Annotated in this window: 22 protein-coding genes; 16 read left to right on the forward strand and 6 right to left on the reverse strand. The window is 62.2% G+C overall.

The window, feature by feature from the left end; translation table 11 throughout:
- The first annotated feature begins 378 nt into the window (after positions 1–378).
- The gene (locus ACYVIA_RS08015; RefSeq protein WP_460839616.1) at positions 379–1,314 is read left to right on the forward strand and encodes a DMT family transporter; all 936 of its coding nucleotides are present in this window, start codon (positions 379–381) and stop codon (positions 1,312–1,314) included.
- Positions 1,315–1,855: 541 nt separating this feature from the next.
- Complete coding sequence (locus ACYVIA_RS08020; RefSeq protein ID WP_460839617.1) at positions 1,856–2,257, forward strand: response regulator; 402 nt, start codon at positions 1,856–1,858, stop codon at positions 2,255–2,257.
- A gap of 172 nt (positions 2,258–2,429) precedes the next feature.
- Here ACYVIA_RS08020 and ACYVIA_RS08025 read toward each other — a convergent pair whose 3' ends face one another.
- Positions 2,430–4,640 (reverse strand): hybrid sensor histidine kinase/response regulator, encoded by a 2,211-nt coding sequence (locus tag ACYVIA_RS08025; RefSeq protein ID WP_460839619.1) that lies wholly within the window; start codon positions 4,638–4,640, stop codon positions 2,430–2,432.
- 318 nt (positions 4,641–4,958) lie between these two features.
- Here ACYVIA_RS08025 and ACYVIA_RS08030 point away from each other — a divergent pair, with 318 nt between their 5' ends.
- Positions 4,959–5,195, forward strand: coding sequence for a hypothetical protein (locus ACYVIA_RS08030; protein ID WP_460839621.1), 237 nt, complete (start codon positions 4,959–4,961; stop codon positions 5,193–5,195).
- Positions 5,196–5,257: 62 nt separating this feature from the next.
- Here ACYVIA_RS08030 and ACYVIA_RS08035 read toward each other — a convergent pair whose 3' ends face one another.
- Positions 5,258–5,518, reverse strand: a complete 261-nt coding sequence (locus tag ACYVIA_RS08035; protein ID WP_460839622.1) for a hypothetical protein — start codon at positions 5,516–5,518, stop codon at positions 5,258–5,260.
- A 305-nt stretch (positions 5,519–5,823) separates the two neighbouring features.
- On the opposite strand from ACYVIA_RS08035, the gene ACYVIA_RS08040 reads away from it, so the two are divergent.
- The 4 genes from ACYVIA_RS08040 to ACYVIA_RS08055 all read left to right on the forward strand — a co-directional run bounded on the left by ACYVIA_RS08040 (position 5,824) and on the right by ACYVIA_RS08055 (position 10,989).
- Positions 5,824–9,162 (forward strand): PAS domain S-box protein, encoded by a 3,339-nt coding sequence (locus ACYVIA_RS08040; protein ID WP_460839623.1) that lies wholly within the window; start codon positions 5,824–5,826, stop codon positions 9,160–9,162.
- A 111-nt stretch (positions 9,163–9,273) separates the two neighbouring features.
- Complete coding sequence (locus ACYVIA_RS08045) at positions 9,274–9,519, forward strand: GlsB/YeaQ/YmgE family stress response membrane protein (protein WP_460839626.1); 246 nt, start codon at positions 9,274–9,276, stop codon at positions 9,517–9,519.
- Positions 9,520–10,084: 565 nt separating this feature from the next.
- Positions 10,085–10,558 (forward strand): DUF2269 family protein, encoded by a 474-nt coding sequence (locus ACYVIA_RS08050; RefSeq protein WP_460839628.1) that lies wholly within the window; start codon positions 10,085–10,087, stop codon positions 10,556–10,558.
- Positions 10,559–10,746: 188 nt separating this feature from the next.
- Positions 10,747–10,989, forward strand: a complete 243-nt coding sequence (locus ACYVIA_RS08055) for a hypothetical protein (protein ID WP_460839629.1) — start codon at positions 10,747–10,749, stop codon at positions 10,987–10,989.
- A 71-nt stretch (positions 10,990–11,060) separates the two neighbouring features.
- Here ACYVIA_RS08055 and ACYVIA_RS08060 read toward each other — a convergent pair whose 3' ends face one another.
- Positions 11,061–11,453: a hypothetical protein gene (locus ACYVIA_RS08060; protein ID WP_460839630.1), complete on the reverse strand. Its 393-nt coding sequence runs from the start codon at positions 11,451–11,453 to the stop codon at positions 11,061–11,063.
- A gap of 596 nt (positions 11,454–12,049) precedes the next feature.
- Between ACYVIA_RS08060 and ACYVIA_RS08065 the strand changes: the two genes are divergently transcribed.
- From ACYVIA_RS08065 to ACYVIA_RS08085, 5 genes are all read left to right on the forward strand, one after another.
- Positions 12,050–12,637 (forward strand): hypothetical protein, encoded by a 588-nt coding sequence (locus ACYVIA_RS08065; RefSeq protein ID WP_460839633.1) that lies wholly within the window; start codon positions 12,050–12,052, stop codon positions 12,635–12,637.
- Between the two features lie 94 nt (positions 12,638–12,731).
- Complete coding sequence (locus ACYVIA_RS08070; RefSeq protein WP_460839635.1) at positions 12,732–13,235, forward strand: BCAM0308 family protein; 504 nt, start codon at positions 12,732–12,734, stop codon at positions 13,233–13,235.
- Positions 13,236–13,451: 216 nt separating this feature from the next.
- Positions 13,452–14,624, forward strand: a complete 1,173-nt coding sequence (locus tag ACYVIA_RS08075; protein WP_460839637.1) for a bactofilin family protein — start codon at positions 13,452–13,454, stop codon at positions 14,622–14,624.
- 123 nt (positions 14,625–14,747) lie between these two features.
- Positions 14,748–14,885, forward strand: a complete 138-nt coding sequence (locus ACYVIA_RS08080; protein WP_460839640.1) for a hypothetical protein — start codon at positions 14,748–14,750, stop codon at positions 14,883–14,885.
- Positions 14,886–14,959: 74 nt separating this feature from the next.
- Positions 14,960–15,658 (forward strand): alpha/beta fold hydrolase, encoded by a 699-nt coding sequence (locus ACYVIA_RS08085; RefSeq protein WP_460839641.1) that lies wholly within the window; start codon positions 14,960–14,962, stop codon positions 15,656–15,658.
- 7 nt (positions 15,659–15,665) lie between these two features.
- Here ACYVIA_RS08085 and ACYVIA_RS08090 read toward each other — a convergent pair whose 3' ends face one another.
- Positions 15,666–16,091 carry a nuclear transport factor 2 family protein gene (locus ACYVIA_RS08090; RefSeq protein ID WP_460839643.1) on the reverse strand — a complete coding sequence of 142 codons (426 nt, stop codon included), beginning with the start codon at positions 16,089–16,091 and terminating at the stop codon, positions 15,666–15,668.
- A gap of 525 nt (positions 16,092–16,616) precedes the next feature.
- Here ACYVIA_RS08090 and ACYVIA_RS08095 point away from each other — a divergent pair.
- A complete protein-coding gene (locus ACYVIA_RS08095; RefSeq protein ID WP_460839644.1) occupies positions 16,617–17,174 on the forward strand; it encodes a thermonuclease family protein in 558 nt (185 codons plus the stop codon).
- A gap of 81 nt (positions 17,175–17,255) precedes the next feature.
- On the opposite strand, the gene ACYVIA_RS08100 is transcribed toward ACYVIA_RS08095, so the two are convergent.
- A complete protein-coding gene (locus ACYVIA_RS08100; protein ID WP_460839646.1) occupies positions 17,256–17,456 on the reverse strand; it encodes a DUF2905 domain-containing protein in 201 nt (66 codons plus the stop codon).
- 268 nt (positions 17,457–17,724) lie between these two features.
- Between ACYVIA_RS08100 and ftsH the strand changes: the two genes are divergently transcribed.
- From ftsH to ACYVIA_RS08115, 3 genes are all read left to right on the forward strand, one after another.
- Complete coding sequence (gene ftsH / locus ACYVIA_RS08105) at positions 17,725–19,542, forward strand: ATP-dependent zinc metalloprotease FtsH (RefSeq protein ID WP_460839648.1); 1,818 nt, start codon at positions 17,725–17,727, stop codon at positions 19,540–19,542.
- Between the two features lie 252 nt (positions 19,543–19,794).
- Positions 19,795–20,178, forward strand: coding sequence for a DUF6394 family protein (locus ACYVIA_RS08110; protein WP_460839650.1), 384 nt, complete (start codon positions 19,795–19,797; stop codon positions 20,176–20,178).
- Between the two features lie 37 nt (positions 20,179–20,215).
- Complete coding sequence (locus ACYVIA_RS08115) at positions 20,216–21,916, forward strand: potassium channel family protein (RefSeq protein ID WP_460839652.1); 1,701 nt, start codon at positions 20,216–20,218, stop codon at positions 21,914–21,916.
- A 69-nt stretch (positions 21,917–21,985) separates the two neighbouring features.
- Here the strand turns inward: ACYVIA_RS08115 and ACYVIA_RS08120 are convergent, their stop codons facing one another.
- Positions 21,986–22,822 carry a lipase secretion chaperone gene (locus ACYVIA_RS08120; RefSeq protein WP_460839654.1) on the reverse strand — a complete coding sequence of 279 codons (837 nt, stop codon included), beginning with the start codon at positions 22,820–22,822 and terminating at the stop codon, positions 21,986–21,988.
- Positions 22,823–22,899 lie beyond the last annotated feature (77 nt).

Here is a 22,899-nt window from a genome sequence, read left to right on the forward strand (position 1 = left end):
AGTAGGAGGGGAGGCAGGAGGGATTCGGGAACAGTTGCGTGTTCAGAAAATCATCGATGTGTCCTTTGGTTGAGTGATGCAACCTCCCATCCTGAATCTCGCCGTGCCCGGCCGAGGGAGAAGGTCAGGATGGGTCTAGTGTCAGGCATCGGTCCGACGTGCAAATCAGCCGAACCACATCAGCCGGTATTTAAAGCGTACCCACAACCGCACCCGCAGCCGTAGTCAGAACCGCCCCCTGACGCGCACTTGAAATCGACCTTTCCGGAGCCGTCGCACATAATCGCCGCACGGACCGCCACGCGCATCGGAACGGTGACCCCAGCACGCGCCGATTCCGTGTACCATCCTTGCCTCACCTGGCAACACATCCCTTCGATGAATTCCACCCCCAACCGGGCGTTGGCCTATGGCTGCCTCGCCCTTTCCATGTCGCTGGTCGGTAGTTATGTCGCCCTGTCCAAACCGCTGGCGATCGTCTTCCCGGTTTTCCTGCTTGCCTGGCTGCGCTTCGGCATTGGCGGGCTGGCGATGGTGCACTGGCTGAAGAAGCCGCCAACCGAGCAGCCGCTGTCGTGGCAGATAAAGAAGCTGCTCTTCCTCGAATCCTTCCTTGGCAACTTCCTGTTCACCCTCTGCATGATTACCGGCGTGTCGATGACCAGCGCGGTCTCGGCCGGCGTGATCATGGCGTCCATTCCGGCGGTGATTGCGGTGATGAGCTGGATCTTCCTGAAGGAGCGCATCAGCCTGCGGGTCTGGGCGGCGGTAGCGTGTGGCGCGCTGGGCATCGGCCTGCTGTCGCTGGCGAAATCACCGCATGCCGCAGCGGGCGCAGTGCAGGAAAAAGCGTGGATCGGCAACCTGCTGGTCTTTGCCGCCGTCGTATGCGAGGCATCGTACGCGGTGATCGGCAAGAAGCTGACGACGGTGATGAATCCCAAGCGCATCAGCTCGGTCATCAACCTGTGGGGCTTTCTCCTGATGACGCCGCTGGGCCTGTATGCGATGCAAGGATTCGATTTCACCTCCGTGACGTCCGGAATGTGGATGCTGCTGGTGTTTTATGCGCTGGCCGCGAGCGTCTGGTCGGTGTGGCTGTGGATGACCGGGCTGGAGTTCGTGCCTGCTGCGCAGGCCGGCGTGTTTACCGTGATGCTTCCGGTCAGCGCCGCCGTGGTCGGTGTGGTGGTGCTCGGCGAAAGCCTGAGCGGTATACAGATGGTCGCCTTTGCCGTGTCGCTCGCCGGCATTCTGCTGGCAACCGTCCCGGGCCGGAGCGCGGGTTTTGCAGGCTCGCGCCGGAAGCACTAACCCGTTGTTGGCTGGCCGGGCACGGTTCTGCCTGAAAAGCGTTCGTTCTACAGCCGTATCGACTGCGCATAGGCGTGTATCGACCTGATGCACGCTCAATGCAGGTGGCGATTGCATCTTGCTGGCGCTGCGAGCCAATCCGGTCTGGGTGCCGGTATGCCGTGCCCCTGCCGAGTGTGGAACGCTGTTCGGGCGCCTGTAAGACGTTCTCCTACCATGAATATGGTATTGCGGCTGACGTGCCGCATCGGGTGTTCATGGAGGCGCGCAATATCCTGTCGGAGCAGGTGCTCCAAAGGGGGGGAAAGCTGCTATTCTTCCGCCTTTCACTGGGAGGTCAAGGCGCTTCGACTCGCGTTCCCGCCAGCATCGGCGCCTTGTAAAAGTCTTTGCATTCCCGTATAGAAAAGCACTGCGCATTTGTTCGCCCGCTGCGCCGCATTCTTCGGGAAACAACACCACAACTCGCAGGGAGCCGGAGGCTTCGGTACGCCACAAGCGACAAGGGCAAGCCGCACCTGTAATGAGTGAGGATAATTAAATGAAGACTCAGGAGACAACCGGGGATGAGCGGCGATTCAATGCATTGGTCATTGAAGACAACCGGGATTATGCAAAACTGTTCTGCGACCTGCTGAACGTGCTCGGGGGCAGCGCAGAAATCGCGTCCAGCGCACAGGCCGGCATGGAGAAGGCGGCAGCCATGCCGCCCGATATCGTGTTTTGCGATATCGGCCTGCCGGGCGACAAGAGCGGCGTCGACTTTGCGCGCGCGTTCCGGCAGGACGGGCGTTTCGGAAAGATTCCTGTGATTGCGGTGACCGGCCTGAATTATACGGACGGCCAGGGCCATGACCTGCGCGCCGACTTCCACGACGTTTTCGAAAAACCGGTCAAGTTCGGCCAGCTCTTCCGCGTCCTGCGCAACCTCCAGCTCTGCTGAACCCGGTGCCCGGCTGAAAGCATGGTGCATCCTGCCCGTATCCGCACCGCCCGCTGCATCTCGCGGCATTTCTCATTCGCCTGCTGAACTGGTGCACGCAGCAAGACACCAAACCGGTGCTCAGAATCAACGCTTAAAACAAGCGCTTAAAACAAGCGTTCAAGACAACTACTCAGACACACAGCAGGCTGTAAACCTTCTTCGTAAAATCGGCCAGGTCGAATGGCTTGATCATGACCTCCGCGCCCCTTGCCTGCAGGCTGCTGCCGGCGGCGGCCTTGTCCGCATATCCGGTGATGAACATGACCTTCAGACCCGACCGCTGGGCGCGTGCCGTGTCCGCCAGCTGGACGCCGTTCATGCTGCCGGGCAGGCCGACATCGGTGACGAGCAGGTCGATGTCCTCCGCGGACTCGACGATCTTCAGCCCGGCCGGGACGTCCGCAGCCTGCAGCACGCGGTAGCCGAGCTCGGACAGCATCTCGGACAGCAGGTCGCGCAATGCCATTTCGTCTTCCACCAGCAGGATGGTTGCCTTCGTTGCGGGAATGGGCGGCTCCAGCGGCGCGGGCGGCGCCTTCTCGGCGGCCGCCTTTTCCATCGTCATCGGCAAATAGATCTGCACGCTAGTGCCTACGCCTGGTTCGGAGTCGATCCGGATGCCGCCCTCCGACTGCTTCGCGAATCCGTAGACCATCGACAGGCCGAGGCCGGTGCCCTGGCCGATCGGTTTGGTGGTGAAGAACGGGTCGAATGCGCGCTGGACCACATGGGGCGGCATGCCGGTGCCGCTGTCGCTCACGCGGATCGCGACATAGTGTCCGGCAGGCACGCCTGCGGCGCGTGCCTCTTCAGCGGCGAGTGCGGTATTGACGGTTGCGAATACCAGCTTGCCGCCCTGGGGCATCGCGTCGCGTGCGTTGATGGCGAGGTTGAGCAGGGCGGTTTCCAGCTGGTTCGGATCGCACCGCGTATTCCAGATATCCGGTGACAGCGACAGCTGCACACGAATGGCCGGGCCCACGGTGCGCTGGATCAGTTCCTGCATCGACGCGACGCGCTCGTTGACGTTGGTCACCTTCGGGCTCAGGGCCTGCCGGCGCGAAAAGGCCAGCAGGCGCTGCGTCATGGCCGTGGCCTTGTCTGAGACTGATGAGGCGGCGCTGATATGCCGTGCGATGTCCTCGGTCTTGCCTTGCGCGAGACGAATGCGCATCAGCTGCAGGTGGCCGACGATACCGGCGAGCAGGTTGTTGAAGTCATGCGCGATGCCGCCCGCCAGATGGCCGATCGCCTCCATTTTCTGCCCCTGACGCAGTGCTTCCTCGGCCTCTTCCCGACGTGTGATTTCGTTTTCCAGCTTGCGCGCGGTCGCACGCCAGCGCTGGCTCGTCGCGCGCTGCCGGTAGGCCTGCCGGACGACGACCAGCCACAACGCCACCAGCGCGGCGGCGGCGATGCTCGCCCACATCAGCACCGGCACGATCTTGCTACGCCATCTCTGCAATGCGGTGTCGATCTCGATGCTGTAGCTGACGTAGAGCGGATAGTCGTGGATCTGGCTGTAGGCATTCATCCGTTCGATGCCGTCCACCAGCGATACCGCGGTGTACACGCCGCGCGGCTGGCGGCGCACATGCGTCATGAAGGGGCCGTTCGGCTCCAGGCGGTCGGGATTGCCGACCGCCGGATAGCGCGCCAGCAGCACGCCGTCGTCGCGCATCAGCGGGATCAGGTAGCCGCTGGAGGGCACGAACTGTCTCCAGAAGCGGGTGAAGTAATCCAGCGGCACGGCCGCATAGATCACGCCATCAAAGGCACCGGCCGGGGTGGTGCGCGCGATGCTGATGGCGAACTGGCGAATGCCGTTGAGGCGGCCGGTGAAGGGTTGGCTGAAGAACATGCCGCGTGCGGTGCCGTTGGCATGCGCCAGGAAGTAGTCGCGGTCCGCCGAGTGTGTGCCTGGCGCGGGCTGGCCGATGCTGCTCGCGATCACTCGCCCGTCCGCATCGGTGATGCCCAGGATGGACACCTGCCGGAAATCGTTTGCCAGCGCGGCGAGCGTCTGCTGCAGTCGCTTGTCGGTGCGGATCTGAGCGGAAGTGCGGCCCTCGGTCATGCTTGCAATCTGTTGCAGGATCAGCGCGTGTGTCTGCAACACGTTGGCTGCGTGCGCTTCCAGTGCGACGACGGACCGGCGTGCATTGTCGGCGACGTCTTCGAGCACCACGGTGCGCTGATACCAGGCAAACCATGCGGCAAGAAAAAGAGGAAGCAGCAGCGCCAGCGCCAGCAGTGCCCGCAGCGACCACGAGGTCGCACGAAGGACGGCCCGCAGCGTCGGCTGGTCGTGCATGTCGCTTCCGTGTTCCAGGTCACTCATGGTCGTGTCGATAGGGAAGGGCCTGCCTGCGGCGCCGGCCGGCCCGCCTGCATTGCGCTGGTGCAGTGCTGCAAGCTTACGCCGGAGAAAACGCAAGGATAGCGGCCTTCGGGCGGGAACGATACCAGTTTTCTCAATCCGGTGTTGAGTTTTGGTGAAGGGCGCCGGCCGGCTCAGTGAGCACGATCAAAGGGCCGGGACGCCGGGGGAGCTTTTCCGAAAAAAGCGATCAAACGTGACAGTGACGACCGGATGAATGAACTGACGAATGAACTGACGATTGAACTAACGCACGCTGACAGAGCGGAAATGGAGTCAATGATGAAATCAACCTTCCATGAAGTCGAGCTGGGCAAGGCCGTGGTGCAGAACGCAACCGAGAGCGGGACGGAACAGCTGATCGTCACTCTGAATCCGGACCACAAGTTTCCGGTCCAGTTGCAGATCCGGCAGAACACCGGCAACAGCAGCGAGGCATCACCGCCGATTGCGATCGACCAGCATGGACTTCAGCAGTTGTTCCAGTGGCTGCGCGAGGAGGATGCGCTGCCGTAGTGCGCTTGCCGTTCCCGCGCGTGTTCCGCGTGCGCGGCACCCGGGGCAGGGGTGATGGAGATTCAATCCTTCTTCGCGACAAGCTGTTCAACCTTCTGACCAGCCTTGCCGAGCGCTTCGCCGGTTTTTTCGCCGGCCTTGTTGAGAGCTTCACCGGTTTTCTGCATTGCCTTGCCGATGCCTTCGCCCGCCTTCTTTGCCGCATGATCAACGGCACGGCCGGCACGCTGCATCGGGCCATCTTCAGCATGCGCAGCCGGCATGCCGAGCGCTAGCACGCCGACGGTCAGCGCCGTGGAAAAAAGCTTGTAAGCGTTTTTCATTTTTTCGCATGGTTGAGGGGAAATCGATGAAAAGATTCTACCCACCGGACCGGGCGACACGATTGGTTTGACTCCCACAATTTCGTATCAAATTGCAACAGCTGCAGTGGTCTCTATCAGCCAACAGCCGGCAGCGGACAGTACAGCCGGCGCACCTCCAAGGCTTCGCGGGCCATTTTCGCGCAGCAAATTTTCTGATCTGGCGCACCATTCTTGCCGGAACTTAACCGGAATTCACAGGCACCTGCGCACCTACGCGTTGTAAAACTGTCCAATGTCTTGGTATCCAAGGCATGCGACATCTCATGAGCGAAAACCTACAGGCGCATATTGATGCTCTCGCAGCGGAGGTCGAGCGGCTGAACCAGGAGCTTGCCCATAGCAAACAGGTGGAAGATGCCCTGCGCAAAAGCGAGCGCCGTTACCAGTCGATCTTCGAACACACGGCGGTTGGCTTGGCGCAGGTAAGCCCGGATGGCAGCTTCATCGAAGCGAACCGGCCGTTTTGCGAGCTGTTGGGATACAGCCACGACGAGTTGCTGCAAAAAACCTATACCGACCTGAACCATCCCGACGACCGGGAGGCGGAGCAGCTCGCAACGATGCAGGCGCGGGCCAGCGAGATGCCGTCCTTTCACCGCGAAAAGCGCTGCCTGCGCAAGGACGGCAGCGTCGTCTGGGTCAAATTCAGCCTTTCCACGATGCCATCGACGGAAGGGGATCGCCCCTACATGCTGGTGGCGATTGAAAACATCAGCGAGCGCAAGACCTTGCAGGACTCGCTGCAGCGCATTGCCAACGATCTCGCTAAAGTGGACGCCATTGCGCCGGTCGGTTCATGGAAATGGAACCTGCGCACCAACGAAATCACCGGCTCAACTGAGCTGTCGCAGATTTACGGCTTGCCTGCAAGGAAGCCCTTGCCGGTGGCCGCCATCCTGGATCGCATTCTTCCAGAGGACAGGGAGAAAGTGCGGGCGGCGATGCTGACCGCTGTCGACGAACAGAAGCCCTACCAGATCGAATACCGCGTGCAGCTACCGGACGGCACAACGCGGCTGGTCTCCTCCAACGGCGAGGTGTACCGGCGTGATGCGCAGGGAAAGCCGCAGGTCGTCATCGGCATGGTGCAGGACATCACGCAGCGCAAGGACGCAGAGCGCGCACTGCGGGAGAGCGAACGGCGCTTTCAGCAACTGTTCGACAATGCCGGCGACGGCATCTTCATCGCGAACCAGGATGGGGTGTATATCGATGTCAACCGCAATGCCTGCCGCATGCTGGGATATGCCCGTGATGAACTGGTCGGCAAGCACATCACTGACCTGATTGCGAGCGAGGATGTGGAGCGGCTGAGGCAGTCCAAGCTGGCGTTCCAACAGGATGTCGAGCATGTGCAAGTCGCGGAATGGAACTTGAAGCGCAAGGACGGCAGCTTCCTGCCGACGGAGATCAGTGCGCGCTTTCTGCCGGACGGACGCTGGATGGCGATCGTGCGCGACATCAGCGAGCGCCAGCGCATGCAGCTGCAGCTGGAGCGGCATACCGCCGAGATCAACGATCTCTACGAGAATGCACCCTGCGGCTACCACTCGGTCGACCGCGACCTCGTCATCGTCAGGATCAACAAGACCGAGCTGGACTGGCTCGGCTATACGCGGGAAGAACTGGTGGGCAAGAAAAAAATCGCCGACCTGCAGACACCAAAAAGCCGCATCACCTACCTGAAAAAGGTGAAAGAGCTTGCCGAGAAGGGTGAGTTGCGCAATCTTGAGCTGGAACTGGTGCGCAAGGACGGCAGCGTGATGCCGGCGCTGATGAATTCCACGGCGATCTACGACGAGAAGGGCGACTTCGCCTCCAGCCGCACCACGGTATTCGACGTGACGAAGCTCGTGCAGGCGCAAAAGGAGTTGCGGCGCGCCGCCACCGTCTTCGAGCACACGAAGGATGCGATCGTGGTGGCTGATGGCAGCGGCACCATCCTCGCTGTGAACAAAGCCTTTACCGAGATAACGGGCTACCGGCCGGAAGAAGTGCTCGGCAAGAATCCACGCCTGCTCAAATCCGGCCGGCAGGATGCGGCCTTTTATGAAAAGCTGTGGAACACGCTGAAAACGAGCGGCAACTGGCAGGGCGAGATCTGGGACCGCCGCAAGTCCGGCGACATCTTCCCCACCTGGCAGAGCATCACCGCAGTGAAGGATGAAAATGGCCGTGTCACCGACTACATCTCGGTGTTTTCCGATATCACCACGATCAAGAACACGGAAGAGCAGCTGACACAGCTTGCCTACCATGACACATTGACCGGCCTGCCCAACCGTCTCCTGTATAACGACAGGCTGGACCACGCGCTGCAGCATGCGCGTCGCCACAAGCGGCGCGTCGGGCTGCTGCTGCTCGACCTCGACCGCTTCAAGCTGATCAACGACACCCTCGGCCATTCCGCCGGCGACAAGTTGCTGGAGATCGTCGCCGACCGCCTGCGGGTGAGCGTGCGCGGCGAGGATACCGTGGCCCGGCTGAGCGGCGACGAGTTTGCCATCGTCATGGGCGAACTGACGCGCACCGAAGATGCCGCCGCGCTGGCGCGCAAGATCATCGACGCCATGTCGGAGCCGCTGCAGCTTGGCGAACACACGCTGACGACCTCAGTCAGCATCGGCATCAGCATCTTTCCCGACGATGCGCAAGACAAGGAAACCCTGTGCAAGTCGGGCGACGTGGCCCTGTACGCGGCCAAGGAAAAGGGCCGCAACTGCTACGAGTTCTACACGCCGTCGATGACGCAGCGTGCGACCGAAGTGCTCGCCATCAACCGCGGCTTGCGGCATGCGGTCAGTCATAACGAGCTGGTGCTGTACTACCAGCCGCAGATCAGCCTGGCCACCGGCCGCATCGCCGGCATCGAAGTGCTGGTGCGCTGGAATTCGCCGCAGCGCGGCATGCAGTCGCCGGCGCGCTTCATCCCGGTGGCGGAGGAGAGCAACCTGATCGAGCTGCTCGGCGACTGGGTCTTCGACCGCGCCTGCGTGCAATTGCAGGAGTGGCGCCAGGCCGGCATTCCGCCGGTGCGGCTGGCACTAAACCTGTCGGGCCGCCAGTTGCGGCAGCCCGGCTTTGTCGACGCGATCCGCGAGAAGCTGCATGCATGGCCGCCGATGAACGGCTACGGCATCGATCTTGAAGTGACGGAGACCGCGCTGCAAACGCATCCCGACATCATTACCGCGCTGCGGGAACTCAAGCCGCTCGGCTTTCGCGTGGCGGTCGACGACTTCGGCACCGGCTATTCGTCATTGCATTCCCTCAAGCACCTGCCGGCCGACATCCTGAAGATCGATCGTGCCTTCATCCATGGCATTCCCGGTGATCCCGACGACAAGGCGATCACGTCCGCGATCATCGCGATGGGCCATTCGCTTGGCATGACCATCATTGCGGAAGGCATCGAAACCCAGGAGCAGCTGCAGTTCCTCGCCAGCGAGCATTGCGACGAGGTGCAGGGTTTCCTGTTCTCTCCGCCGGTGTCGGCCACCGAGTGCGAGCAGATGCTGATCGCCAGCAGCCAGGCGTCGCTGTTCGACGTCACGGGCGCGCCGTGGGGGAGAGGTTCGATGTCGACGACGCATCCGCACTGAGCCGCGGTCCATCATCCACCGGCAATGAAAATTTGAAACTAATCTGCCCTCGCCGATCTCATAGTGAGAAGCAAGTGATTTTCCTTCGTGACTCATCATTCAGGAGGCAACATGGAATTACTGTGGTTGATACTGATCGGCTTGATTGCCGGATGGCTGGCCAGCGCCGTGGTCGGCGGCGGATTCGGCATTGTGGGTGACATCGTCGTCGGCATCGTCGGCGCCTTCATCGGTGCCTTTGTCTTCGATGCACTCGACATTTCCGCCGGCGGCGGGCTGCTGGGAAGGATCATCGTCGCCACCGTCGGCGCCATCGTCCTGCTGTTGCTGCTGAGGCTGGTGCGCAGGATGCGTTAGGTCGTCCAGTCCAATGCCCTAGGCTGACAAGTGTAGCGATCGGTTCGGAGTGGTGTCGAGGAGCGCACACGTACGACTGATACGCCGAGCACCGCAGACATCAATCCGAGCCGTGCAGTAGCTTGTCAAACACGGCCTAGTACTTCAGTGCTTCACTGCCCCGGTGCCCCGGCGGCACCGTGGGCTGCGACGACTCGTCGCATCCTTCCCTCTGTAGCATCATCACCGCTTTGCTACGACCGCTTTTGACGACGCGGGCGACACGCGGCGAGCATCACAGGGCGTGGACAAAAATGCCAGCTCATCCTTGGTAAGAAAGAGGAAGGGAACTCTCTCGCCTTTCTACCGATCAATAAGCGATTCACCTCGTCCTCGCACACCCGATTCCTCCTCTTGTCGCTGCACGCTGTCACTGTTACCTCGACCACGCTTGTCATCCTGTGCCGCAAGGCCTTCGCTCCCGCTGACCCCGATGTCGCCACTGTCCCGCTGTACCCGTGACAGGAAGCAGCCAGCCAGAAGCCCGGCTACTCGTGCCCCTGGCGAAAGCGCAAATGAAAACCGCATGAATACCTATCTCATTGTCAAAACACTGCATATCCTGTCCTCCGTGCTGATGGTCGGCACCGGCTTCGGCACCGCGTTCTACCTGTTCTTCGCAAACCGCAGCAATTCGGTGGAGACGATGTCGGTCGTCTCGCGCCTGGTGTGCCGCGCCGACTGGTGGTTCACGACGCCGGCGGTGATCTTCCAGCCGTTGTCGGGGTTGTGGCTGGCGCACACTGCGGGCTTCTCGTGGACGGCGCCGTGGCTGCTGGTGTCGTTCGGCCTGTATGCGCTGGCAGGCGTGTGCTGGCTGCCCGTGGTCTGGCTGCAGCTGCGGATGGCACGCATGGCGGCGGGCGCGGCAGCCTCCGGGCAGCCGGTGCCGGAACGCTACTGGCACTATGCAAAACGCTGGGAGCTGCTCGGCTATCCGGCCTTCATCGCGATGGCAGTCGTGTACTTCCTGATGGTGGCGAAGCCGGGCTTGGGATAAAGACAAGTAGCGCGGCTGTGCGTCGTGCCATTGCGACAGTTATTCACTCTCGGAATAAGTCACATCGCCAATCGAAATTGGACTACGGCAAATAGTTCTTTACACTTGTTGCGGTACAGCATAAACCTGGTTGTCCGTCTGCCGCGTGCCAAAAGCACAAGGCGGGCGGGGCCGCAAATGGAGTGAACATGATGGATACGATGCCCAAGCTGCTGCCATGGCTGGCACGTAAAGCAGGCATATCAAACGAGCAAGCGCAGATGTTGTGGCGCGATGCTTTCGCCGACGGTCGCTTGCGCAACCAGTGCGCCAGCAATCCCGACCTCTTTTACCGCACCGTGATCGAGTATTTCCAGCGCGTTGGTGCTGCCCGCGCACGCATCCCGTCCGTCGTGCCCGAAGGGATGTACGCACAGTTGGCCATCGCCTGAGGATGGCTTGACGCAGAACGGGTCGGTCGCCAATGCCGGCCGATGACAATCGATCACGACCGACTGTCTGGTCACTTCCCGTTTTTCCTGTCAGCGCCGTTTGCCGGCGCTGTTTGTTTTTGGGGCGTCACTGAGGGCAGGGTAATCTCGCGGTACTCGCGCAGGATGCCTCCGCTCTCGACACTGCCGCTGTTTTCCCCTTCTCCGAGTGCGCGCCGCCGGCACAGTTCGCGCTCTTCCACCGGCAAGGCTTCACACCGGGCCACTGCGTTCTCTTCATACATGCCAGGCGTATCATCGAGCTGTCCGCGCAGTGCGGCAGCCCGCGCATTGATCGCCTCGTGCAGGCAGGCGTCGCGGTCCTGGCTGGTGCGCCCGCTTTCGCAGGCGGCGCGCTCGGCCTGGTAGCGTTCCTCGATCGCTTTCAACGCCTCCGCGTCGCGTTCTGCGGCCGCCGTGTACACGGACGCGCCTGTGATACAGAGCGCAACAAAGACCTGCCTGATTCCAAATGTGGTTGTGCCGGGCATCGTGACCTCCATGAAATACCGTGTGGCTCCCTGAAGCCGCATTGCCATTATCCGCCTGCCTGCAGGGGCGACAGTGCGTATCTGGCCGCAAGCAGAGAATCTTTGATCCAAGGCATTTGGCTGAAATCTTCCGTGGCGAGGAGCCTTATCGGGGGATGCCGCGATATGTCCTCGATACTCCGCATTCCGAATGCAAACTCGTTTGCGTCCTGTGCCAGTAGGCCCGCACGAGTATCCGAGAGTTTCGTCATTGATTCTCATCAAAACTTTTCTCGACTGAAGGTACGCCGCAAGGAAAGTCAGGCATCGCTTTTTATTTCATTGACCCGAGTCAAGTACAGCTGGTGATTCGCCAAACCCGTTCAGGTACTCTGAAATCGCGAGTTGGTGTTTCAGTACCCGCATCAGACCAGAAATCAGACCAGAAGCTGGATCGAGAAATGCCATGCAGTCCGGGAAGGACGCACCGGCAGGAAGCGGCAAATCGGCCCGGCCATATGCACCGTCTCACGGAAATGGGATTACGAGTCATGCTGACGACCACTTATTCCTTCGTCGTGTTCTCGAGCGAGCTGCTGAATGCGCGACGCCTTCTGCAGAAGCTCGAACACCGTCCCTACAAGGCGGCTCATCATGGGCCGGCCGCAGCGCAGGGAATCGACCTGGCCTGGCTTGACGCGGTATTCAACGACATTGTGCAGATCGACAAATACTGCCATGCGCGCAAGGTCGAGATCTATGTGATCCCGCTGCTGCGCCGGGCGCTGGTCGAGCCGCACGCACTCCTCGACCGGCTCGATGCGCTCAGCGCCGAAACCGTGCGCCTGCTGCGCGCCGCCTGCGAACAGGCGCAGCGCTTGCTCGATGGCGCGCAGGCCGATGCCGCCGCACTGGTGTCGGCGATCGACAGGTATTGCGCAACGATGCTGGAGCGCCTGCAGCTGGAAGAGACAGAACTGCTGCCGGCCGCACACCTGTGGCTGTCAGCCGACGACTGGTTTCGTATCGCGGCACAGCTGCTGTCGGACGGAAAGCCGCAGCAGGCGCCGGCGATGCCGATCCCGTTTGGCAGCATTCCGTGCGGGCAGCGCCAGTTGCCGCTGTATGCAGTGACTTAGGGCTACGCTGAACAAGTACACGTGCGCCACAGCCAAGGCGGTTTGCGCTGCCAGCGGCATTCGATGAGGCGCTCCTATCCACAAAGGAAAAATCATGAAAACAGGGCATACGCAAGGATCGGCGTTCCATCCGGGACGCCACCGCCAGATCTACGATGATGCAATGCACGATCCCTATCTGGACGCACACAAGCCGGCCGGCACCGCCGTGTGCGACGGCTGCGGCGCCGCATACCGGGAGGGGGCATGGCATTGGGAAGTACGCGCATCGGATGCGGCCATCACCAGCTGTCCCGCCTGCCGCAGGGTACGGGACAAGCGGCCTGCCGGTTACGTGACCGTTGCAGGCCGCTTCCTCGTCGAGCACCACGACGACCTGGTCAACCTGATCCGCCGCGTCGAAGCCCGCGAGAAGGCGGAGCATCCGTTGAAGCGGATCATGGCGATCAGGGTCGAAAACAATACACTGCTGATCGAGACCACCGATGCGCACCTCGCGCGCGGCATCGGCGAGGCGCTGGAACGCGCCTACAAGGGCGACTTGCGCTTCCATTACAACAAGGGTGACCAGATATTGCGTGTGGAATGGGCGCGTTGATTTCCGGAAGGACAAGCCGGCGGTGACGGGCAATGGGCAATGGGCAACGGATGAAGAGTGACAGCCAAGGAACTCCTGTTCCATGGCGCTGCAGACTGCCCCATCGATCGCGAGCCTCCTCCTGTCGACCGGCTGCATCGTGGTCGAGCACACGCCGGCAGCGACCGCCAACATGAGCGCCTGAGGCGTTGTGCCTGTGCGGAAGGAGAGTGCAGCATGTATGAGCTGAGACGTAATCCGAGCTACCTGAGATTCGGCATGGTCGGCGTCCTCGTTGCCTGCCTGTTCCTTTTCGCAAGCATGGCATCCGCGGAGCAGGCCGGGGAAACGACAGCTGGCGGCAACACTTATCTCGCCGGCAGCGACCTCAGGATCGTGGTGCCGGTTGCGGCCGACCTGATGGCGGCCGGCGGGCGTGTCAGCGTCGAACGCGACATTGGCGCCGATGCCACCGTCGCCGGCGGCTCCGTCGATATCCGCGCGCCGGTCATGCAGGACCTGCGCGTGGCCGGAGGAAAGGTCACCGTGCAGCAGAGCGTCGGCGGTGAACTGGTGGCAACCGGAGGCTCGGTGCACATCGACCGCACGGCGCAGGTTGCCGGCTCGGCACTGCTTGGCGGCGGCGAAGTGGACGTGGCCGGCGACATCGGCAAAGGGGCGAGGATTTATGGCGGCAAGATCACGCTCTCCGGCCACATCGGCGGCGATGCCCGCCTGTATGGCAAGGAGATCCTGCTGACGCCGGAAGCACGTATCGACGGCAACCTCACCTATGCAAGCCCGAACGAATTGCCCGCGGCGCAGCGCGCACAGGTCAGCGGCACCGTCACGCGGATGGAAACACCGGAGGGCTGGCAGGTAGAAGTCGAGAAGTCCGGCGTCTGGTCGTGGTTCCATCCGTTCATCCTTGTGAGCATGCTGGTTGCCGGCATGCTGCTGTACCTGCTCTTTCCGCGTGCCGTCGGCGGCACGCAGCACGCAATCGCACAGTACCCGCTGCGCAGCCTGCTGCTGGGACTGGGGCTACTGTTTGCGGTGCCACCGGTGGCGATCCTGTTCATGGCCACCGTGATTGGCCTGCCGATCGGGCTGGCGCTGATGCTGCTGTACCCGCTGAGCCTGCTGCTGGGTTACCTCGCCACCGCATTTTTCGTCGGCCACCGGCTCGCAGCGGCAGTGAAGGCGGCCGAGCCGCTTTCGTTCGGCAAGCAGATGCTCTATCTCGTGCTGGCGTTGCTGTTGCTCAGCGTCTTGTTCGCGATTCCTTTCCTTGGCGGCTTCCTGTTGATCCTCGCCATCGTCGCCGGCCTCGGCGGGTGGGCGGTGTGGGCGCAGATGCAGTACAGGACGGGCAGGGAGCACGAGGCGGTTGGCCGCGGCGATGCCTGAGCGGAAGTTGACGGCTTTCAGCGCCAGCGCAACAGGCATGCGCTGCCGCACGGGCAAAATATGGGCGTATCCTCTCCATTCGGGTTGAAACACGGGTTTCGCCCGCTGATTCTGGAGAATGCGTTGTCTGAGCAACCGAACCGACAGCCGAAGGAAACCAATGCCGACCGGCTTTCCCGCTTCATCGTGGCGGTGGTGACTTGCCTGGGCGCACTCGGGCTGGTTGCGTTGCTGTACTTCCCGTTGCATTACCTGAAGTAGCACGCAACCGAATCCGAGTAGCGAACCGGCATTTACCGCCATTAACTGCCGCCATCAACCCGCAAAGGAAGAACATGGCTGATTTCGTTCTTGTGCATGGCGCCTGGCATGGCGCATGGTGCTGGAAGAAGATCTTGCCCGGCCTGTGGTCGGCGGGGCACCGCGCCTTTCCCGTCACGCTGACCGGCACCGGCGAGCGCGCCCACCAGTTGTCGCGCGACATCACCCTGCGCACCCATGCCGACGATGTGGCTGCCGTGATCGAAGCGGAGGAATTGCAGCGGGCAATCGTGGTCGGCCATAGTTACGGCGGCATGGTGATCACCGCCGTCGCCGACCGCATGCCGGATCGCATTGCGCGCCTCGTCTATCTCGACGCCGTCGTGCCGCTGCCCGGCGAATCCTGGTCCAGCACGCACGCGGAACAGACGCGCACGCAACGCCGCCACGCGATCGCCGACACGGGATGCATACCGCCGGCCGATCCGTCGATGTTCGGCCTGGCCGGCGAAGACGCCGCCTGGGTCATGCGCCGCCAGACGCCGCAGCCGGGCGGCGTCTATGACGATCCGCTGGATTTCGACCCGGCGCGCTTGGCGGCGCTGCCGCGCACGTTCATCGATTGCAACGCGCCTGCGCTGGGGACGATCACCGTCATGCGCGGTCGGGTGCGCGAACAGCCGGGCTGGGACGTGCATGAGATCGCCACCGGCCACGACGCGATGATCAGCGCGCCGCAGGAACTGTTACGCGTGTTGCTGGCAATGGCTTGAGATTGACTTACCCCTGTTGCGCGTCGGCAGCCCAGATGCACGGGATCGCATCCTCTTCCGCCATCATGAGCCGCATATCGGTGTCGTTGTAGATGATGGTGAGCTTGCGGAAGGTCTGCAGCGCCTTGTCGAATTCAAAAGTCGCGACACCATCGATCACCGCCACCTTGCCGCAGGTGGTGAGGAAGGTATAACTGAACTGGATCGTGAGCGCAGCCGGATTCTTGCGGCGGCGGATCACGTTGGGCAGGTTGGCGGAGGCCTTCTTCGTGTAGGAGAAAAGATAGGTGTGGAATCTGGCCACATCCATCGTGCCGGTGATCGGCGCGGTAACGGTGGCGTCAGGCGTAAAGAGTGCAAGGATGCCCGGCAAGTCGTTCCGGCTCAGGGCATCCTCGTACTTCTTGCAGAGCGCGTGCAGGGTGGAATCCATGTTCTCGATAGGGCAAGGCAGCAAACAGCGTTGGTGGTCGGGGCCAGCCGCCGCAGGGCTGCTGGCAAAACCCGAACAGTGCAAACGGCAAGGTATCCGGATCTTGAGCGGCAGTGAATGTAACACCAGTTCTGCCCGCAGGGGCTGACAAAGGTTTCCAAGTAAGTCCTAACATTGTCCGTTACGGCGAGAGCGCCATCGCCGCCGTCTGTCATTTCCGACGGACGGCCTCGGTATCGTGCAGCAGAATTACGGTTGTTGCGTAGAGCGGATAGATACGCCGCCGATTGCTTCCTTCAACGGCGCAGGAAGAAGACAGTTGCGAAAAGGGGTGACGCGGGCAAGCGAAACAACGTGATTCGGGCCAACGAGGGAAGATTCACGCCCGTGTTTTCCAGTGGATTTGGAGACAGATTTGGAGACAGAAATGCGGCGGATGGCAATACGTGTTTTGCACGATGTTGGATTCCGTTCACGCCGCCGACAGTGTCGCCATCCCCACGCGCCCGACGCTACAATTGCTGCATGAAATCCTCTGTCGCAGCGCTCGCTTTATCCCTCCCGATTTCCGCTTTTTCCCACCCGGTTGTTGGCATCAATGATGGCGAAACCCTGACCTTGCTGGTCGATGAAAAGCCGCTGAAGGTCAAGCTTGCCGGCATCGATGCGCCGGAGAAGCGCCAGCCCTACGCCCGCGATGCGCGCCAGTCGCTCGCCGACCTGTGCCTTGGCAAGAACGCAACCTTCCGCACCCAGGAGACGGACACTTACGGCACGCCGTTCGCGGTTGTGTCCTGCAATGGCGTCGAGGTCAACCGCGTACAGATCGAGCGCGGCATGGCATGGGTCTTCGACCGTACCAACCGCGACTTCACGCTGCCGGCGCTGCAATTGATGGCAAGGCGCGACCGCAAGGGACTGTGGGCGGATGCGAACCCGGTGCCGCCATGGGAATTCCGCCGGCCGACAGTGAAGAAAGCCACCGCCGCGCCGTCGGCAGCACAGAGCGACCCGGCGATCTGCTTTGTCGACCGCCGCGGCGAGTACCGCTACATCGACGGCGTCAAGCGTTACGGCTGTTGAGGCTGGATGACGATCTGCTGCGGTTTTCAAATACCCTGCAAGCGCATCCCACCCGACTTTCATCCGCACCTCACCCGCACCTCAGCGGCGGAAGATCCACAGCAGGATCGTGACCACGATCGAAACGACGATGGACGTCACGATCGGGAAGTGAAAGCTGAATCCCTCACGCACAACATGAATGTCGCCGGGCAGGCGGCCGAATGGCAGCTTCGACAGCCACGGCCACGCAAGGCCGGCCACGACCAGCACGAGCCCGGCAATAATCAGAAAGCGCTGCATCACTGAACCCGTTTCAGGAACAAAAGAAGTGTGGGCAATTCATTGCCGTGATTTGACTGCGATGACGTCCGCCGATTCCCCGCCGGGAGTTTTTTGCCTTCCATCATGCGTGATGAACCTGCGAGCGACGCGGCTTTCGAAGAATTGTGCCGGTTTTCCATGGGCGCGATCAACCGGCACGCCAGCCAGCCCCAACAGGCGCCGACGAGGCAATAGAATAAGCACAGGCAAGATTTCATTTTCGATGCGCAAGCATGGGGGCAATGCGATGGAGCGACAGACAAAGTTCAACCTCTGGTATCTGGCCTTTGCCCTGTTCGGCATCATGCTGCTGCGCGACGCGTGGGTGCTGTATCAGGTCGCGCCGCTGCCGTACAGCACCTTCCTGCAGGAGCTGAAAGCCGGCAATGTCGAGGAAATCGCGATCGATTCCAGCCAGATCCGCGGCACCCTGCGCAACGCGCAGGCCGACGGCAAGAAGCAGTTCGTCACCACCCGCGTCGAGCCCGATCTGGCGCGCGATCTCGCACAGTACAACGTGCGCTTTACCGGCGTGCTCGAAAACACTTTCTTCTCGCAACTGCTCGGCTGGATCGTGCCCGCCGCGATCTTCTTCGCGCTGTGGATGTTTTTCTTCCGCAAGATGGCGGAGAAGGGCGGCATGGGCGGCGGCTTCCTTTCCATCGGCAAGAGCAAGGCCAAGGTTTATGTCGAAACCGACGTAAAGGTCACCTTCGACGATGTGGCCGGCGTGGACGAGTCCAAGGAAGAACTGAAGGAAATCGTCGACTTCCTGAAAGACCCCAAGCGCTACGGCCGCCTTGGCGCACGCATACCGAAGGGTGTGCTGCTGGTTGGCCCGCCCGGCACCGGCAAGACGCTGCTGGCGCGTGCGGTTGCCGGCGAAGCGGGAGTGCCATTCTTCTCGATCAATGGTTCCGAGTTCGTCGAGATGTTCGTCGGCGTCGGCGCCGCACGCGTGCGCGACCTGTTCGAGCAGGGGCGACTGAAGGCGCCGGCCATCATCTTCATCGACGAGCTTGATGCGCTCGGCCGCGCGCGCGGCAGCTACCTCGGGGGCCATGATGAAAAGGAGCAGACGTTGAACCAGCTGCTGGTGGAGATGGACGGCTTCGATTCCAGCGCCGGGCTGGTGCTGCTGGCAGCGACCAACCGGCCGGAAATCCTCGATCCCGCGTTGCTGCGCGCCGGACGCTTCGACCGCCAGATCCTGGTCGACCGGCCCGACAAGAACGGCCGGCTCGCGATCCTCAATGTCCACATCCGCAAGATCAAGCTCGGGCCTGATGTCGACAAGGAAAAAGTGGTCGCGCTCACGCCCGGCTTTTCCGGCGCCGACATTGCCAACCTGATCAATGAGGCGGCACTGCTGGCCACACGCCGCGGGCGCGACGCGGTGACGATGGATGACTTCACCAATGCGGTCGAGCGCATCGTCGCCGGGCTGGAAAAGAAAAACCGCGTGCTCAATCCGGAAGAGCGCCGCATCGTCGCGCATCACGAAATGGGTCATGCGCTGGTCGCGATGTCGCTGCCCGGCTGCGATCCGGTGCACAAGATCTCCATCATCCCGCGCGGCATCGGCGCGCTCGGCTACACGATGCAGCGTCCGACCGAGGACCGCTTCCTGATGACGCGCAAGGAGCTCGAGCACAAGATGGCGGTGCTGCTTGGCGGTCGTGCGGCAGAGCACATCATCTTCGGCCACCTGTCCACCGGCGCGGCGGACGACCTCGCCAAGGTCACCGACATTGCGCGCAGCATGGTCACGCGCTACGGCATGGACCATAAGCTGGGCAACCTCGTGTATGACGACGACCGGCCGACCTACCTCGGCGTGCAGCAGCTGGCCGAGCGCCGCCCGCGCAGCTATTCGGAAACCACCGCGCGCGAGATCGACTGCGCGGTGCGCGACATCGTCGAGCGCGTCTATGCGCAGACGGAAGACATTCTCACCAGCCGGCGCGCGCTGCTGGAGCAGTACGCCGCCAGCCTGCTGGAGAAGGAAACGCTCACGGAGGACGACCTTGCCGGACTGCGGGCGACACTGGCTGCAGCGGCATAGTCGCCTCAGCAGTGCTGCGATCCGGCTGGAGCCCCGTCACGCCTGCAGGAGCACGCAGCTCAAGACCTTTGCAAGGAGCACCGGCATGCCCATGCCAAGCACTGTATTCTTGCCTCAAAGCCTCCCATTGCCGGAAGTGCCAGACTATAATTCGCGCAACTCCGTCATATGTGACCAAGGCGTGCGCGACCCGGTCATGCGTGACCCGGTCATACTCCAACACCCCGCCTTCTTCAACAACAAGAGCATCCCATGAATCTGGAAAAAGTCGTCTTCGGTTTCTTCATCGTGCTGGCCGCCACCCTGAACTTCGGCTTTTTCATCGGTGACATCGACCAGCCGGAGCTGCACAACGTCTATGAATTGTTCGCAGCCATTGTCGTCAGCCTGATCGCCACCGTGCTCAAGTTCGGCGACCGCACGCAGATCGGCGCGGTGCACCTGTCCACCAGCCTGGTTGCGGACCTGCAGCTGATTGCAGCCGCCGTGACCTGGGCGATTGCGGTGCATGTGACCGGCACCGGCATGACGCCGGAGATCACCGCCAGCGTGGTGTCGCTGTCCGGCGGTGCGCTGTTTGCGAACATCATCTCTGTCGTGATCCTCATCGTCGAAACCGTGATGCTGCGCCGCTGAACGCGCCCGACGCATCCGGTGCACCTGAACGCACACAATGACGAATAGCGTCTTCTTCCTGTTCCTGCGGCGCATGCGCGCGCCGCTCATCGTCCTGATCCTGGCCTATGCGGTCGCCGTGCTGGGCATGTCGCTGGTGCCCGGTGTGAATGCCGACGGCACGCCGGCGCCGCCGATGAGCATCTTCCACGCGTTTTATTTCATCAGCTACACCGCCACGACCATCGGATTCGGCGAAATCCCGACCGCGTTTTCCGATGCGCAGCGCATGTGGGCGACGGTCTGCATTTACCTGACCGTCATCACGTGGACCTACATGATCCTGACCATCCTTGCGCTGGTGCAGGACAAGGCTTTCCAGCAGACGCTGATGGCATCGCGCTTTGCGCGCCGCGTCAAGCACCTGCGCGCGCCGTTCTATGTGGTCTGCGGCTGCGGCGAAACCGGCAGCCTGATCTGCCGCACGCTCGACAGCCTCGGTCACGACTTCGTGATCGTGGAAAAGGACGAGTACCGGGTGCAGGAGCTGGACCTGGAAGACTTCAAGACCGATATCCCGACCCTGACCGCGGATGCTGCACTGCCGGCCAACCTGCTGGTGGCGGGATTGCGCCATCCCAAGTGCCGCGGCGTGCTGGCGCTGACCAACGACGAGGAATGCAACCTCGCGATTGCCATCACGGTGCGGTTGCTCAATCCGCAGGTACCGGTGCTGGCCCGTGCGCGCACGCCGCTGGTGGCCGGCAACATGGCCTCCTTCGGCACCGACCACATCATCAACGGCTACGAGCGCTTTGCCGAGTACCTCGCGCTGGCCGTGTCCGAGCCGGAGGACTTCCGCCTGGTCGAGATCCTGACCGGCTTGCCCGGCACGCCGCTGCCGGAAGTGCACCGCCCGCCACATGGCCACTGGATCGTGTGCGGCTACGGCAGCTTCGGCAAGGCGGTGATCCGGCACCTGTCGCCGATGGGCATCACCTCGACCGTCGTCGATCCGGAAGAAGAGGGACCGCCGACCAGCCGCAGCGTGCGCGGCCTTGGCACCGAGGCCAGCACGCTGATCGAAGCCGGCATCATGGAGGCGCGCGGCATCGTGGCCGCCAGTGACGACGACATCAACAACCTGTCGATGGCGATGACGGCGAAGGAACTCAATCCGAACGTCTTTGTCGTGACACGCCAGAACCAGTCGGCCAACGGCGTGCTGTTCGAGACCTTCGATGCCGACTTCAGGATGGTGCCGACGCGCATTGTTGCGCAGGAGTGCATCGCCATCCTCGCCACGCCGCTGCTGGCACGCTTCCTGGCGGGCATCCGCAATACCGACGAAACCTGGAGCAAGGCCGTCTCCACCCGTGTGGAAGCAATCTGCGACGGACTAGTGCCGGTGGTGTGGGATGTTCGTATCGAGAAAGGCGCAGCACCGGCTGCCTGCCATGCGATGAAGAAGGGGATGCGTCTGTGCGTCGGCGACCTGATGCGCGACAACGCCAATCGCGATGAACGCTTCCCGGCGGTGGTGCTGATGATCGAGCGTGCCGGCAAGGATATCGTGCTGCCGGAAGACGACTTTGTGCTGGAAGCGGGCGATGCGCTGCTGCTGGCCGGCCAGCATCGGGTGCGCCCTGCGCTCGAACTGACGATGCAGAACATGCACGCGCTCGAGTACGCATTGACCGGGCGCGATACGCAGGGCGGATGGCTGTGGCGCTGGCTGTTCAGGCAGGAGGCGGCATAGCGACGCAGCGCCTGCCCGGGAACCTGTCCCAATTTGTCGCCGCTTGTTTCCGCTTGCCGTAACGTCTTTCTACTGTCCCGCGTTCTCGCCAGCCTGCTGGCGTTCCGCCGCTTCTTGCGCGTTCATCGTTGCTCCGGTGCCCTGTTCCATCGACAGCGCAGCGCGCCGGGATTCGAGCATGGCGCGCAGCTCCGTCGCATCGGCGGGCAGCGCCTGCAGCATCGCCCCGATGCGTGCCTGCTTCTCCCGCACCGTCAGCGAGGTGTCTTCCTCCAGCGCGGCCAGTTGCAGGCCGTAGCGTTCCTGCAGTTCCTGCTTGCCGAACAGCGCTTGCGCAATCTCCTGCCCGAGGTGGCGACGGCGCAGCGTGACCAGCCTGTCCAGCATTTCTTCCGGTGTCACGGCAGGCCCGTTGGCCTGGGCGGCAGCAAGTTCGTCCAGCGCGCTCTTGTAGGCGATATACGTGTGCAGGATGGGCAGCGCCTGTTGCGCCACTGTGGCAGGCAGCCCGGCAACGGCTTCGGCCTCCACCGCCTGCAGTTCTTGCAGCGTCGGATTCTTCGACAGGTTCGACAGCAGCATATCCAGCCGCAACCGCGTGGTTTCATCGAGCAGGAGTGTGCCGTTGCTGTCTGTGCGGAAAACACCGCTACCGGTCTCGGCCAAGGCGGACGGAGCGGATGGCGCCGGCGGCGCAGGCTCGGCAGGCGGCGGTGCATCGGCTTTCCCCTGCGCAAAGGGATTCGCACTGATCGCACCGGAGAGTTGTGTCGGGGCGGCAGGCGGCGGAACCGGCTCATCACCGGAAGATCCGCGCAGCCAGAGCACGGCGGCGGCAATGCCGGCAATCGCCGTAACAACAGCCACCACCAGCAGCGATCGGGAAGACGAACGATGATCTTTCATAACCACCTATGGACAGATTCCCGCAGGTTTGGTTGGCCGTCGGCATAGCACTTTTTTCCGGCAGCCTGATCTGCTGC

The sequence above is a fragment of the Noviherbaspirillum agri genome (genome assembly GCF_054780595.1).